We start from the raw sequence: 14,426 nt of genomic DNA, 5'->3' as shown, positions 1-14,426 counted from the left end.
GCTTGAGGCTGACGAGTTTCGTTTCGTTGTGTATGTCTGAAGCGGATATGAACACCGGTGTTGTAACAGGTGTGTCTATCCGGGTAGACGGAAAAAGAGACGGCTATATACCGTCTCTTTCTCGTTAACAGTCGGCTTTCCAAGTAAGGTACTGGGTTATCAGGTCGATCGCTGTCGGGATCGCCCCTTCGTCGGGGAGTAGGGAGGGATGATGCAGGCCATGGGGGCTGTCGACGCCTAGCCAGAACATCATGCCGGGAATCTCTCGCAGGAAGTAGCCGAAGTCTTCTCCGGCCATCGCTTCCCGACATTCCACTACGTGAACCCCCCCTTCCCTGTTAGCCCAGTCCATAAATTCTCGAGTCAGGCTCTCTTCGTTCTCCACCTGACAGTAGTTGGCTCCCCAGTCGATGTGGGCTTCACAGGCAAAACCGGTCTCAATTCCACGGACCAGGGCCTGTATGCGGTTTTTAATCTGTTCCATGGAGTCCATGGACAAAGTGCGGATTGTGCCCTCCAGCCGGGCTTGACCAGGGATGATATTTTGTTTGGTGCCGATAGTTACCTTGCCCAGGGTGAGGATGGCGGCATCCAGTGGGTCGATGTTGCGGGAAATTATCGTCTGCAATTGCATCGCCAGCTGAGAGGCGGCGATCACCATGTCATTGGAGCGATGGGGCAAGGAGGCGTGGCCGCTCACTCCGATCAGGTCGATATACAGTTCCGAAGTATTGGCGAACAGAATTCCCGGTCGTGTGGCGATAGTTCCTACTGGATATTCGGGTCCGATGTGAAGTCCGAAGATCTGATCCGGTTTCCAGGATTGAAACTCTTCACTCTGTAGCATGGGCCAGGCGCCCCCAGGTCCCTCCTCTGCGGGTTGAAACAGAAACAAGAGATCCTCTCGGACTGGGTGTTCCACAAAGTGGTGCAGGATTCCCAGAGCGATCGCCATGTGCAGATCATGGCCGCAGGCATGCATACGGCCGGAATGTTCCGAGGCGAAGTCCAGCCCGGTCTCCTCCTCGATGGGCAGGCCGTCGATGTCGGTACGCCAAGCGAGAGTGCGGCGGGGGCGAGTCCCCTTCACCTTGGCCAGCACCCCGGTACGCCAAGTTTTCACTTCCAGCCTGTCGGAGGGGAAGCGAGACAGAAACTCCAAAATAAAACTCTGCGTTTTAAATTCGGCAAATCCCAACTCCGGGATGCGGTGAAGTTGGCGGCGAACTTCCACAAAGGGGTGCAGAATGCGGTTCATGGACTCATTTCCCTCCTTTAAGTCAAGATGGGTTGCAGTCTGGATTGCAACTTTTGCATAAATCTTGCGGTCTCCTCCGGGGCTAGGGTGAGGGGGGGCAGGAGGCGAAGGATCGTCTGTTGGGTGATATCGATCAATACACCGTCCTGGAGCAGATCCAGCTGTAACTGGGCCGCTTGCTCTGGTGTAAGCATGGTATCGATCCCGATCATCATTCCCCGTCCGCGGATCTCTCCGATTACTGCAGGAAAACGATTCTGAAGTTCCTCTAGTTGTTTCCATAGATATTGAGCGTTTTCTCTACCTTGTTCCAGTTGCCCCTGATCAAACAGAACATCGAGGACGGCGTTGCCCAAGGCAGCACTCAAGGGGGAGGGAGCGAAGGTGGTGCCGTGGTCTCCCGGTCGAAAGAGGTCCTTCAGTCTGTCGCCGGCGATGATCCCGCCCAGGGGGAGACCGCCGCCCACCCCTTTGGCAAAGAGGATCAGATCCGGCTTCAGCCCGGCCTGCTGATAAGCGAACAGGGTTCCGGTCCGTCCCACTCCGGTCTGGATCTCGTCCATGATCAGGAGCATGCCCTGTTCCCGGCAGAGGCGGGCCATCTCTTGCAGGTAGCTGAGATCCAGGGGTTGCACCCCGCCGGAGCCGAGGATGGGTTCCGCCAGCAGGGCTGCCGGCTTCTCCTCCGCACAGATCTGGTGCAGCTCTTCGATCCGGTTGGGTTCCACTTCATAGACCGGGAATTCCGGTTGCGGGAAATCTTGATAGACACCGGGCTGTCGGGTGAGTCGCACCGCTCCCAGGGTGCGTCCATGGAAGCTTTTTTTCATCACTACAAATCCATTTTTTCCGTCTTCCTGTTTCTTAGACCATTTGTGGACCAGCTTGACGGCTGCTTCTGTCGCTTCCGCCCCGGAGTTGACAAAAAAGACTTGTCCCTGGATGCTGTGGTCACTGAGACGCTGTGCCAAACGGATGGCAGGGGGATTGAGAAATTTGTTGGAGAGGTGGAGGAAGCGATCGCCTTGCTCATGAAGGGCTTTCAACAGTGTCGGGTGGGAATGGCCGAGGATGTTGACGGCCAATCCTGTGAATAGGTCCAGGTAGGATTTTCCCTCTGTGTCGTACAGGTAGTTGCCCTTCGCCTGAGTGATGGCGATGGGCAACCGATGGTAAGTGGGCATCAAGTAGCGTCGGTCCAGTTCCAGCCAGTCGGTCATCGTGGCCTCTCCCTCACCTTCGAGTTTACTGGAAGTAAAAAGAAGGGCCGCCCGCAGACGGCCCCGGTAATTCAAAGCTGGCGCAATTCCTGTTTGATTTCGGTTTTGGAGCGGGTTTTTTCATCGATGGTCTTGATCACCCGGGCGGGGGTACCGGCTACGACGCTGTTTGCCGGTACATCCTCCACTACAATGGCACCGGCGGCTACCACGGAACCTTGGCCCACGCGCACCCCTTCCAGGATGACGGCATTGGCTCCGACGACGACATCATCTTCGATGATGACGGGTTGGGCGGATGGAGGTTCGACCACACCGGCGATGACAGCTCCGGCGCCGATGTGGCAGTTGTTGCCGATGGTCCCCCGACCTCCAACGACGACGTTCATATCGATCATTGTGCCTTCCCCGATGACGGCTCCGATATTGATGGAGGCGCCCATCATGATCACCGCATTTTTTCCGATTTCCACCTGATCCCGGATGATGGCACCGGGTTCGATGCGGGCGTGGATCTGTTTCAGATCCAGAAGGGGGATGGCAGAATTGCGACGATCGTTTTCTACCACCAGGTCTTCAATCCGATCTTTGTGAGTCTCCAAGATCGGTTCTACTTCTCCCCAATCTCCAAACAGGACTCCCACATTTCCCGTGATGAAGGCGTGGACTTTCTCTCCGAAGTCGATTCCGTCAAGATTCCCTTTGATATGTACCTTGACTGGTGTTTCCTTCTCGCTGGTTCGGATAAATTCAATAATCTGATTGGCATCCATCATTTCCATTTTTTTAAACACCCTTTCTGTCTTCGGAGCGGGATCCGATGTTCACTTTAACCAAGAGTATAGCATAATCGGGTCCATCTCTACAGTCGAAGGATCCTGGAAACTCCTGAAACTCAGGAGCTCGCGATTTCCAGGGATCGGGCTGGATCAATGATTGATGAAGCGCTCAAAGATAAAGCCGAAATCTTTGAGCACATATTGTTTTTGAAGGTTCGCCAACCAGGAAAAAGCGTTCTGATTCAATTCGTTGAATTGCTCAGGCAGGGATCCGTCGAGGCTGCGGACTTGGCTCAAGGTTTGCGATGCTAATTGCAGGCTCTCTTTTCCATAATCCATCAATACCTGGTTTTCTGCGGTGATTTCCTCGATTTTAAGCAGGGATTTGTAGAGATCCTTCAGATCTTCCAGGTGCTTTTTATGAACGTCGATGGAATATTCTTGGGGACCGATGACGAATTTGATTTCTACATCCAAGTCGACGGTGCCGGCGGTTTCCAATACGACATGGGAGATCGGGTGTCTGAAGTAGTCGTAACGGCGCAGGGTGCGCTTTTTGTTGGTGGCACTGGTTCCGTCCAAGTGGATGAGGGCTCGGTTGGTAAAGCAGTATTCATCTGCTTTGGATTTGATCAGGAAAAAAATTTTCTCCCCATATTCATGCAATACATAATCGTCTGCATCCACTTTGTCATAATCATGGGGTTGGATTACGGAGCCAATGTCGCTCAATCCGAGTACATCGGATGCTACTTTACCAAACATTGAATCAGTCCTGTTCTGTCATATTCTCCCCGAAGGGGAAGTCGATTCAATATTATCACAAAATGTGTTGGATTCGGCTGGACTATGAGGGTTCAGCGGAACTTTTTTTTGTTTATAAATCCTTTAGAAAGGGTTGCTACATTGAGATGTGAGGAGGGATGAGCATGGAAACGATGTTGGAAGTGAGTGGATTGTGCAAAAAAGTTCGGGGTCGCACCTTGTTGGACCAGGTCGACTTTACAGTTCCATCCGGGGAAATCTGTGGTTTATTGGGTCCCAACGGGGCTGGCAAAACTACTCTGATCCGGCTGATGACAGGATTGATCCGCCCTACCTCGGGCTGGATCCGCGTGGCGGAGGTGGAGGTGCACAGGGAGCGGGGTCAGGCCTTGGGCAAGATTGGGGCGATTGTGGAAAACCCGGTCTTTTTCCCCTATATGAGCGGACGGGAGAACCTGAGCAACTTGGCACTTCTCGATCCGGGTCTGCCCAGAAAAAAGATATCCTCCCGTGTGGAGGAAGTGCTACAGGTGGTGGATCTGTCCAAGCGAGGGGATGACAAGGTGGAAACCTATTCCTTGGGCATGAAGCAACGGTTGGGGATTGCCCAGGCACTGCTGGGTGATCCAGAGATGATCATTCTGGATGAACCGGCCAACGGGTTGGACCCCATCGGGATGCGACAATTGCGAGAGCTGATTTTGAAGCTGAATCAAGAGGCGGGGATCACCTTTTTGGTCTCCAGCCATTTGTTAGATGAGATCCAACGCATCTGTAGAAGGTTGGTGGTGCTTAAGGAGGGAAGGGTGGTCTGGCAGGGAGAGACCGAAGATCTGTCTAGGTCCGCCAGGGATTTGGAAGAAGCTTTTGTGGAGTTGGTGAGTGGATGATCCGTCTATTGCAAGCGGAATGGAAACGTCTGTGGAAACGAAAACTTCTCTGGGGAATTGTGGGGGGACTCCCTGTAGCGGCTTTCGCGGCTGCAACCTATTATGAAGGGGCCAACCAGGGGGTTTCTTCTGCGGAGCCTCAATACGCGGTGGTTGGCAACTTTCCGGTATTGGCGATGGCGGAGATGTTATTGACTCTGTTCAACCTGATTCTGATGGCCCTGGTGGCTACCCTCTGGACAGAAGAGATTCGGTCGGGACAGCTGCGGATGGTGTTGTTGCGAGTGCGAACATTTTCCCAGCTCTGGTGGGCGAAAGTCGGGGTGTTGTTGGGAACGGTGGCGTTGCTCATGCTGATTTTTTTGGGGTTCAGTTATTTGGCCGGGTATTGGCTCTTGCCCCATACGGACACCTATCCCCTCTTTTTCCGAGCGGAGCCAGTGGGCTTGTGGGAAGGGTTTGGATATAACCTTCAATATTATGGCCTCTCCTTTCTCACATTGGTCGCCTTTGCCAGTTTTCTCCTACTGGCGGCAAGCTTGTGCCGGACGGTGACCGGCACCCTGGGAGCGGGGATGGCCTTTCTCCTCCTTTCTTTTTTTTATCCTGAACTGGCAGGCTATTTTCGCCCTTGGTTCAGTGAGGAGCAGTTTTTTCAACTCTATTACTCCTCCCTTCCAATGATTCAATGGGAAGGAATCGTGAACTTGCTGGCAGATCAACCGCAGCGGGCCGGTTGGTTAATCGGAGTGCTGGCGGGGTACACCTGTTTATTTGGATCCCCCGCTTACCTGTGGTTTTCCAGACAGGATCAATGGAACTGAGGAGGATTGAAATGATGATCAGGATCATGCAAAGTGAATGGCAACGGATGTGGGCGAGAAAGAAGACGAAGGTCTTGCTCTTTGGCTACCTGGGGCTGCTATTGCTGAGTTGTTGGTTTTTATCGGTATTCAAGATCTCATTTTATGATCCGGCTCATGATGTTCACCTCAACTCTCTCAATACGGCCCCCTTCCTATTTCGCGAGCTTTCCTTTTTCCTGGTGTTCATCCTGGTTCCGCTGTTGGCGATCGACAGTTTCAACGGAGAAGTTCGCTCCGGGGCGTTGCGGATGGCGTTGATTCGCCCCCTATCCCGGTGGCGGATATGGGTAGCGAAGTGGACAGTGCAGGGAATGGTGATGGCGTCCTTGCTTCTGATTACGATGGGGACGGGAATCCTGTTGGGAATGGGAGTGATGCCGGAAGTGAACACCACTACCTTTTACAAGACGGAGACCTTTGGTTTTGCAGGTGCCATAGGATATATTGTGCAATATTACTCCTTGGGCTTATTGATCCTGGTGACAGTGAGTGGAGTGGCTCAGCTGATCAGTCTCTGCATGCCCAATGCGGTCTTCACCTACGTCGGGGTGATCGCATTTCTGATCGGTGGGATCTATGTTTCCGAAGAGATGGAATTTTTATTAGGGGGTTCGGATTCGATCTTCAAACAGTTGGCATCCCATCCAGAAGCCGATTTTATCGGGTTGGCTCTGGGCTGGGGGATTATCAGTTGGGCTCTCAGTTTTCTGATTTGGACGCGACGGGATTTCAAAGGGTGAAGGGGGAGGAGGATGGGGGAGATCATTCTGGTGGTGGATGATGAACAGGCGATGGTGTCCATGATCCGGGAGGCACTAGAAGACGAAGGATATCAGGTACTGACAGCTACTGACAGCGAGAGTGTATGGAACCTGCTGGACCGAAAACCGGATTTAATCCTACTGGACATCATGATGCCTGGATTGGACGGAATCCAGGTGTGCCGATGGATCCGAGATTCCGTCTCCTGCCCGATCCTGTTTTTGAGCGCCCGCCGGGAGGTGGAAGATCGGATCGAAGGGCTGGCTGCAGGCGGCGATGATTATATAACCAAACCCTTCAGTCTGGAGGAATTGGTGGCCCGGGTGGCCGCCCACCTGCGACGGGAATTGCGTTCCCCTGACTTGGAGAAGACGGTGCTCCGCTTCGGGCGGCTGGTGATCGACTTAAAAGCTTGTGAGGTGAGTTACGAGAATCGGAAGATCTCGATGACGGCCAAGGAATTTGAGGTGATCCGTTTTCTGGCGATGCATGCGGGGCAGGTCTTTTCCAGGGAGCAAATCTATGAAGGGGTGTGGGGTTTTGGAGAAGGATCTGAGGCTACGGTGACAGAACACATCAAAAAGATTCGGGCGAAGCTAGCCGCCGTGGACCCGTTGACTCCCTATATCTCTACTGTCTGGGGGATCGGTTATCGATGGGAAAAAAGGTGATAGGCGCCCCCATGCCCTTCCGGAGGCAGTTTATCACCCAGGCGCTGTGGATTCTCCTACTGAGTGCCCTGGCCTCCCTGATTTTGTGGGCGGGCTTTTTTTTCATCGTGACCCGACTGTTTCAGCCGGTTAACCACTATGAGAAAAAAATCCCGTCGATCTTGCAGAGGGCGGATCAGGAAGGGGCGGCTCTCCTCGATCCGGCGTTGCGTTCCCGGCTGGAAGAGGTGATTCCCCATGAAGGAATTCGGTATCGGGTGGTGCCTCTGACAGGAGGATCCGGTTACGGCACCTTGTCCAAGGAGGAAGTTCCACGGAAGGGGGAACTGATCCGCAACCTCAACCGGTCTGATCAAAGGGACGAGAATATCTATGTAACTTCTCCACTGATGGATTCCAGAGAAGGGCTACAAGGGGTGTTGATCCTGCGCTATCCCTTATCCTTGGAGGGAAGCAACCCTGGCAAAAGGCCTTACACCATCGCTTTTACAGGGATATTTATGGCGGTTCCTTTTGTCTGCCTCGCAGCCTTTACATTTCTGTTCGGACGGAGATTGGAGAAAAGGCTGACTCCTGCCGTCCACCAGCTCATGGAAGCAGCAGAAAAAATAGAGAAATCAGATCTTGATTTTTCTCTGGGACAGGTAGGCGGCTCCCGGGAGTTGGCAGCCATCGGTACCGCTTTTGAGAGGATGCGTTCTGCTCTCCGTTCCTCCTTGGAAAAGCAATGGCGTATCGAACAATCCCGCCGGGAAATGGTGGCCGCCATCGCCCACGATCTGTTCACTCCCTTGACGTTGATTCAAGGTCATGCAGAACAGTTGTCCAAGCCGGGGGTTCATGGAGAGCGGAGTCGCCGGTATGCGGAGACGATTCGATCAAACGCCGATCGAGCGATCCAATTGCTGGAAGAGATGCAGGAAGCGACTCGTCTGGAGTTACCCACATTTATCCTGCGCGCGGGCCCGGTGGATGTGATTCCCTTTCTGGAACAGAAACGCGATGAATACGCCACTCTGTGTGGGGGAAAAGGGATTCGGCTACAGACGGAGTTCCGGGATGAACGGAGGCAGCCACGCTTTCTCAATCTGGATGAACAACGTTTGTCCCAAGTGCTGGACAATCTGATGGCCAACGCCATGCGGTACACCCCTGCAGGAGGCGAGGTAATATGGCGGGCGGTAGTGAAGGAGGAAAGTCTGGAAATGGAGATGATCGATTCCGGTTCGGGCTTGTCGGAAAAGGATCTTCGTTTCTTGTTTGATAAATTTTATCGAGGGGATCGGGCCAGTTCGCCGGATCAAGGCCATGCGGGTCTCGGTATGTATATCGTCAAAACCCTGGTAGAAAGACACCATGGCGGAATCTCCGCTGGCAATGCACCGGGAGGAGGCGCTTGTTTCCGTTTTTGGATTCAGGAGTTGGACAAAGAAGGGATGTAGATTTAGACAGGATTGTGAATGACTCTATTTTGTCTCTTGTGCTGGTTCTCGTGGGTGAACTATTTCTGAAGCTCGTGGACAAATGGAAAAAGCGATCGGCCTAAAACCCTAGCGGAAAGTCACCCTAGCGGAATCTCTGCTGGCAATGCGCCAGGAGAAGGGCCTCTGTTTCCATTTTTGGATTTAGGAGGTGGACAGAGAAGGGGTATAAATTAGATCAGGCGTGTTGATTCGCCCTATTTTAGGCAGGAAATAAGGTCAGGGTGGTGGGACGGTGAAGAGCCTTTGCAAGAGATCGTAGCCGTCCCCCCTCCCCGTCCCCTCAAGCGATGTTTTACGATGGGGGGCAATGGGAAGAGCGAAAGGATCGTTTCGTCTCCATCATCCACTTTGTGGTTAATCAACAGCTCTGAAATTAGATATATACGGAAATTTCCCCAGCAACCCATGAATCAATTCTGAATTCCTGAAATGGTTGCGGGGATTCTTTTTTTTGATGTGAAGTGACTCAGGATTTGATACCATTAGAAAGGCGGGTTTAACTTGGTGATAGAAGATCTTTGTGCTTTTTTGTTATTACCTGATCATAAGGATAGATATAACGGATTTGGATAAAAGTAAAAAGGGGACTGTCATTGAATGACCGCATTAAAGGAGTTATTTCAAAACCAGGGTTTCAGAAGGTTTTTGGTCTTAGTGATCGTAGTTCTCTTCCTTTTGACGTTCAGAAGCATGCTGAATATCATGCTAATCACGTTTATTATCGCCTATTTGATGAACCGTTTCAGTACCTATCTGTCGAGAAGGTTTCAGAATGTCCTCCGGGTGGGTCAAAAAGTAGTCGCTGTGGGGTTATACGTGCTCTTGCTGACAGTGATGTCCATTGCGATCTATTACTATATTCCAAAATTGGTGGCCGAGCTGCAGGAGCTAGTTCAACAGCTGATTTCATTTTATAAAAAGCCGGCTTTCACTGCTGATGATCACATGTTCAAATATGTGATGGGCTCTCTGCAGGAAATGGATTTGGCCCGATATATCAACCAGGGTCTGGACTTTCTCGTGCAACGGATCTCCGATATGGGGAAATGGGGTCTCAACTTTTTCATCGCAGTGATTCTCAGCTTTTTCTTCTTGTTGGAGAAAGAAAAAGTGCGCCGTTTTATCTCCAATATGAAATTGAGTAAAGCAGGATGGGTTTTTCAGGAGTTGGAGAGATTCGGAAGGAAATTCATCCATTCTTTCGGCAAAGTGATTGAAGTACAATTTATGATTGCATCGGTAAACAGTCTCTTATCTACGCTGATGCTATGGTTGATGGGTTTTCCCCATTTGATCGTTCTGGGGGTGATGATTTTCCTATTGGGTCTCATCCCTGTCGCTGGGGTGATCATCTCCTTGATCCCACTCTGCGTGATTGCCTTTAAAATCGGCGGGATGGTCAAAGTGGTGTATGTCATCTTAATGATCTTGGTTCTGCACGCCTTTGAGGCTTATTTTCTCAATCCGAAATTTATGTCCTCCAAAACCCATCTGCCTATCTTTTTCACCTTGTCGATTCTGATCGCATCGGAGCATTTATACGGTGTTTGGGGATTGATTCTCGGTATTCCGGTCTTTATCTTCTTGTTAGATTTGTTTGAGGTGCCCATGGCCGACGAGACAGAAGGGGTCTGAAGCGAGGATCATCGCAATGAACGAGCATAACAAAAAATAGCAGCCGATCGCCGTCCCTTCACGGGGACGGCTTTTTTCTGGGCTCCTGGGCAGGTTCTGTTTTTTTGGTGCCCCATTGAAAGGATTGATTCCCTATGTTATATAACAGAAGGCGAATAAAATCAAAGATGAGCCAGTTTTTTTGCCAAAAAGGGAAAAAGTCTTGTCAATTTCCAATGCTCTGTTATATAATACATCACAAGTTAGTGAATCTGTATCCCAACAGAAATTGATCCAAAAAGGAGTGACTCCCGTGAACGCACAAACGCATTCCATTCCGGGGAATGTGAAGATCGAGGGAAGGATGACCGAGGAATTCAAGGAGATTCTGACTCCCGGGGCGTTGGAATTTGTAGCGAAACTTACCCGGAATTTCAGGGATCGCCGAGACGAACTGTTGCATAACAGGGAACAGCGGCAAAAAAAACTTCACGCAGGAGAGAAACTGGATTTTCTGAAGGAGACGGAAGAGATTCGAAACAGTTCTTGGTCGATCGATCCCCTTCCTCATGATCTGCGGGATCGACGGGTGGAAATTACCGGTCCCGCTTCTGATCGGAAGATGGTGATCCATGCCCTCAACTCTGGGGCCAAGGTTTTTATGGCAGACTTTGAAGATGCCAATACTCCCACCTGGGAGAATTGCATCCAGGGACAGATTTATATGAGGGATGCGATCAACAGAGACATCGATTTTTCAGATCCGCGGGGAAAAAGGTATGAGTTGAAGGAAAAGACGGCGGTGCTGATGATTCGCCCTAGAGGACTTCACTTGGATGAGAAGCATGTCACAGTGGATGGCCGACGGGTTCCAGGAGGCTTTTTCGATTTTGGACTCTACTTCTATCACAACGCAAAAAACTTGTTGAAAAAAGGATCCGGACCTTATTTCTATCTTCCGAAATTGGAAAGCCATCTGGAAGCCCGTCTGTGGAATGATCTTTTCGTCTTTGCGCAGAAAGAGCTGAAGATCGCCCAGGGAAGCATCAAGGCGACGGTATTGGTTGAAACGATCACTGCCGCCTTTGAGATGGAGGAAATTTTGTATGAACTGCGGACACACTCAGCAGGTCTCAACTGTGGTCGCTGGGATTACATTTTCAGCTTTATCAAGCGTTTCTCCCGTCATCCGGAAGTGATTCTGCCTGATCGATCCTTGGTGACAATGACGGTGCCTTTTATGCGAGCATACACTTTGTTGGCGGTGAAGACCTGTCACAAGCGGGAGGCTCCCTGTATCGGTGGGATGGCGGCGCAAATTCCGGTGAAGAACGATCCGGAAAAGAATGAAGCCGCTCTCGCCCAGGTTCGAGCAGACAAAGAGCGGGAGGCGTTGGATGGTCATGACGGGAGCTGGGTGGCTCATCCGGCCCTGGTGCCAGTCGCCATGGAAGTCTATGATAGACACATGTTGCAGAAAAATCAGATCGGCAAAAAGCGCGAGGATGTAGAAGTGACTGCCGCCGATCTCCAGGAGGTTCCCAAAGGACCGATCACCGAAGGGGGATTACGCCAAAATGTGAATGTCGGGCTGAAGTACATCGAAGCTTGGCTGCGGGGATACGGTGCCGTAGGGATCAACCATCTGATGGAGGACGCGGCGACAGCGGAGATCTCCCGTGCCCAGATCTGGCAATGGATTCGCCACCCTGAAGGAAAGTTGACAGATGGCCGCCAGGTAACGGTGGAACTGTTCCGACAAACCGTGGAGGAAGAGCTGACCAAAATCGAGGCAGAAATCGGTGAAGAGCAATTTGCTGCTGGCCGCTTCCAAGAGGCGAAAGAACTTTTTGATAAGCTGATCGTTTCGGAAGAATTCGTTGAGTTTTTGACTTTGCCAGGGTACGAACGGATCTGATCTAGCAGAACAATCTGATGATAACTGAGAAAAGGAGAGATGGAGTATGAGCTACCAGGAAGAAGTTAAAAAGCTGAAGGAAGTCTGGGAGAAGGAATCTCGCTGGCAAGGGATTGAACGCCCCTACAGTGCAGAGGATGTGCTGAAGCTCAGAGGATCGCTTCAGATTGAGCATACGCTGGCCCGTCGCGGTGCGGAAAAACTGTGGAAGTTGCTTCATGAAGAGCACCATGTGAAAGCCTTGGGTGCTCTGACCGGAAACCAAGCAGTGCAACAAGTGAGAGCCGGTCTGAAGGCGATCTATCTCTCGGGCTGGCAAGTAGCCGCCGATGCCAACCTGGCGGGACAGATGTATCCGGACCAAAGTTTGTATCCGGCTAACAGTGTGCCCCATGTGGTGAAACGCATCAACCAAGCCTTGCAACGGGCGGATCAGGTCGAACATGCGGAAGGCGGCGCCCAACGGGATTGGTTTGCACCGATCGTGGCTGACGCCGAGGCTGGATTTGGCGGAACGCTCAATGTATTTGAACTGATGAAAGCCATGATCGAAGCCGGGGCGGCAGGGGTTCATTTTGAAGATCAACTCGCTTCGGAGAAAAAGTGCGGCCATTTGGGGGGGAAAGTACTGATTCCCACCTCGCAAGCGATTCGCAACCTGGTTTCCGCTCGCCTGGCAGCGGATGTGATGGGCGTCCCCACTCTCCTGGTGGCCCGCACCGATGCCAATGCCGCAGAAATGATCACCAGTGACGTCGATCCACGGGATCACAAATTCCTCACTGGAGAGCGGACTGCGGAAGGATTCTTCCGGCAGCGAGCCGGTCTGGAGACGGCGATCGCCAGAGGGCTGGCTTATGCCCCTCATGCCGATCTGATCTGGTGCGAGACCTCCACTCCAGACTTGGAGGAAGCCCGCCGTTTCGCAGAAGCGATCCACGAGAAATTCCCAGGTAAGATGTTGGCCTACAACTGCTCTCCCTCCTTCAACTGGAAGAAACATTTGGATGACGATACGATCGCCAGTTTTCAACATCAGCTGGGTGAGATGGGCTATAAATTCCAGTTCATCACGCTGGCTGGCTTTCACTCCCTCAACCACAGCATGTTTGAATTGGCCCACGGCTACAAAGATCAGGGGATGGCGGCCTACTCCCAACTTCAGGAGCGGGAATTCTCCAATGAAGCCATCGGTTATACCGCCACCCGTCACCAGCGGGAAGTGGGAACTGGATATTTCGATGCCGTCTCCATGGTGATCTCCGGTGGCACCTCTTCCACCACCGCACTCAAGGGATCGACGGAAGAAGAACAGTTTACTGCCACCCAATGATGATCTACAGGATCAACCGCCACTCCATAGGGGTGGCGGTTTTTACTTGGCTGATGGTAAGCTGATATAGACCTTTCTTCCTAGTGACGGATGAAGGAAAAATCAATAGGATAGAGATGGGAATTCTTATTATGCTAAAGAGGTGTTTGGATTGCCATTCAGATGGTTCGCTGTGATGATCTCGGTCTCCGCACTGCTTCTCAGTAGCGGTTGTTCTCTGGTGGCCAAGGAATGGATGGATCTTAGCCAAGAGCAGTTGGCTGAACAGCAAAAGAAAGAGAAAAAAGAGAAACAGCCGGATGAAGATGATTCTACTGAGGTAGAACCTGAGCCGCAAGCTCCCACCAATGCGGAGGGGACGGATCCTCTGATTAAAGGAAAAGAGTTGGAAGTCAGTAAGATCACGATCCTGGCAGATGATCAAGACTGGAAAAAGGCGAGCTATGAAAGCGAAGATGAGGAACATGAGTTTACAGCGTTTACACCGGATGGGGAATCTCCGGATCAAGCTGAGGAAATGTTAGGTGTCCATTATTTTCCAGGATTGCAGGAGGAAGCCACCGTCTCCCAAACGGCCATGTTGATGAAAGAGGGCATGGAAGAGGAGAGTGAGGGATCTCTGGAGTGGGAGGTCCTCTCCCAAGACCGGGAAGATCAGTTGGTAGGATTGAAGATCAGTGATCCGGCTGAAGAGGATATCGAAGGATTAGCCCGCTTTTTTGCTACAGATGACGGAATTTACATGGTGATGTATCTGAACGCTTACACTCTGAATGACTCGGAAAAGAAAGAGTGGTTACACCTGCTGAAACAGGCCAATAATACGGATTTGACTCTGTAAACGAACAGGCCCCTTCAGAAGAAGG

General features: G+C 51.6%; 13 protein-coding genes. 9 read left to right on the top strand and 4 right to left on the bottom strand.

Annotation, left to right across the window (positions count from 1 at the left end):
- Positions 1 to 124: 124 nt before the first annotated feature.
- From JOD24_RS12510 to JOD24_RS12495, 4 genes are all read right to left on the bottom strand, one after another.
- The gene (locus JOD24_RS12510; RefSeq protein WP_380164344.1) at positions 125 to 1,258 is read right to left on the bottom strand and encodes an N-acetyldiaminopimelate deacetylase; all 1,134 of its coding nucleotides are present in this window, start codon (positions 1,256 to 1,258) and stop codon (positions 125 to 127) included.
- 17 nt (positions 1,259 to 1,275) lie between these two features.
- On the bottom strand, positions 1,276 to 2,478 hold the full coding sequence (locus JOD24_RS12505) for an aspartate aminotransferase family protein (RefSeq protein WP_429247013.1): 1,203 nt from the start codon (positions 2,476 to 2,478) through the stop codon (positions 1,276 to 1,278).
- A gap of 71 nt (positions 2,479 to 2,549) precedes the next feature.
- On the bottom strand, positions 2,550 to 3,260 hold the full coding sequence (gene dapD, locus JOD24_RS12500) for a 2,3,4,5-tetrahydropyridine-2,6-dicarboxylate N-acetyltransferase (protein ID WP_380164340.1): 711 nt from the start codon (positions 3,258 to 3,260) through the stop codon (positions 2,550 to 2,552).
- Positions 3,261 to 3,407: 147 nt separating this feature from the next.
- Complete coding sequence (locus JOD24_RS12495) at positions 3,408 to 4,022, bottom strand: PH domain-containing protein (RefSeq protein ID WP_380164338.1); 615 nt, start codon at positions 4,020 to 4,022, stop codon at positions 3,408 to 3,410.
- Between the two features lie 158 nt (positions 4,023 to 4,180).
- Between JOD24_RS12495 and JOD24_RS12490 the strand changes: the two genes are divergently transcribed.
- The 9 genes from JOD24_RS12490 (at position 4,181) to JOD24_RS12450 (ending at position 14,401) form a co-directional block, all read left to right on the top strand.
- Positions 4,181 to 4,912: an ABC transporter ATP-binding protein gene (locus JOD24_RS12490; protein WP_429247012.1), complete on the top strand. Its 732-nt coding sequence runs from the start codon at positions 4,181 to 4,183 to the stop codon at positions 4,910 to 4,912.
- Complete coding sequence (locus JOD24_RS12485) at positions 4,909 to 5,736, top strand: ABC transporter permease (protein ID WP_429247011.1); 828 nt, start codon at positions 4,909 to 4,911, stop codon at positions 5,734 to 5,736. The genes JOD24_RS12490 and JOD24_RS12485 overlap by 4 nt, the downstream gene beginning before the upstream one ends.
- 11 nt (positions 5,737 to 5,747) lie before the next feature.
- Positions 5,748 to 6,518: an ABC transporter permease gene (locus tag JOD24_RS12480; protein WP_429247010.1), complete on the top strand. Its 771-nt coding sequence runs from the start codon at positions 5,748 to 5,750 to the stop codon at positions 6,516 to 6,518.
- 12 nt (positions 6,519 to 6,530) lie between these two features.
- On the top strand, positions 6,531 to 7,211 hold the full coding sequence (locus tag JOD24_RS12475) for a response regulator transcription factor (protein WP_380164330.1): 681 nt from the start codon (positions 6,531 to 6,533) through the stop codon (positions 7,209 to 7,211).
- Complete coding sequence (locus JOD24_RS12470; RefSeq protein ID WP_429247009.1) at positions 7,196 to 8,653, top strand: sensor histidine kinase; 1,458 nt, start codon at positions 7,196 to 7,198, stop codon at positions 8,651 to 8,653. The genes JOD24_RS12475 and JOD24_RS12470 overlap by 16 nt, the downstream gene beginning before the upstream one ends.
- A gap of 639 nt (positions 8,654 to 9,292) precedes the next feature.
- Positions 9,293 to 10,330 carry an AI-2E family transporter gene (locus tag JOD24_RS12465; RefSeq protein WP_380164322.1) on the top strand — a complete coding sequence of 346 codons (1,038 nt, stop codon included), beginning with the start codon at positions 9,293 to 9,295 and terminating at the stop codon, positions 10,328 to 10,330.
- 292 nt (positions 10,331 to 10,622) lie between these two features.
- Positions 10,623 to 12,227 carry a malate synthase A gene (aceB, locus tag JOD24_RS12460; RefSeq protein WP_429247008.1) on the top strand — a complete coding sequence of 535 codons (1,605 nt, stop codon included), beginning with the start codon at positions 10,623 to 10,625 and terminating at the stop codon, positions 12,225 to 12,227.
- A 46-nt stretch (positions 12,228 to 12,273) separates the two neighbouring features.
- Positions 12,274 to 13,560, top strand: coding sequence for an isocitrate lyase (gene aceA, locus JOD24_RS12455; protein ID WP_429247007.1), 1,287 nt, complete (start codon positions 12,274 to 12,276; stop codon positions 13,558 to 13,560).
- 151 nt (positions 13,561 to 13,711) lie between these two features.
- On the top strand, positions 13,712 to 14,401 hold the full coding sequence (locus tag JOD24_RS12450; RefSeq protein WP_380164316.1) for a hypothetical protein: 690 nt from the start codon (positions 13,712 to 13,714) through the stop codon (positions 14,399 to 14,401).
- The last annotated feature ends 25 nt before the right edge of the window (positions 14,402 to 14,426 follow it).

The sequence above is a fragment of the Kroppenstedtia sanguinis genome (assembly GCF_050433445.1).
Classification (GTDB): Bacteria; Bacillota; Bacilli; order Thermoactinomycetales; family DSM-45169; genus Kroppenstedtia; species Kroppenstedtia sanguinis.
Note: the sequence above shows the minus strand (reverse complement) of the source record. Positions and strands in the feature narration are given on the sequence as shown.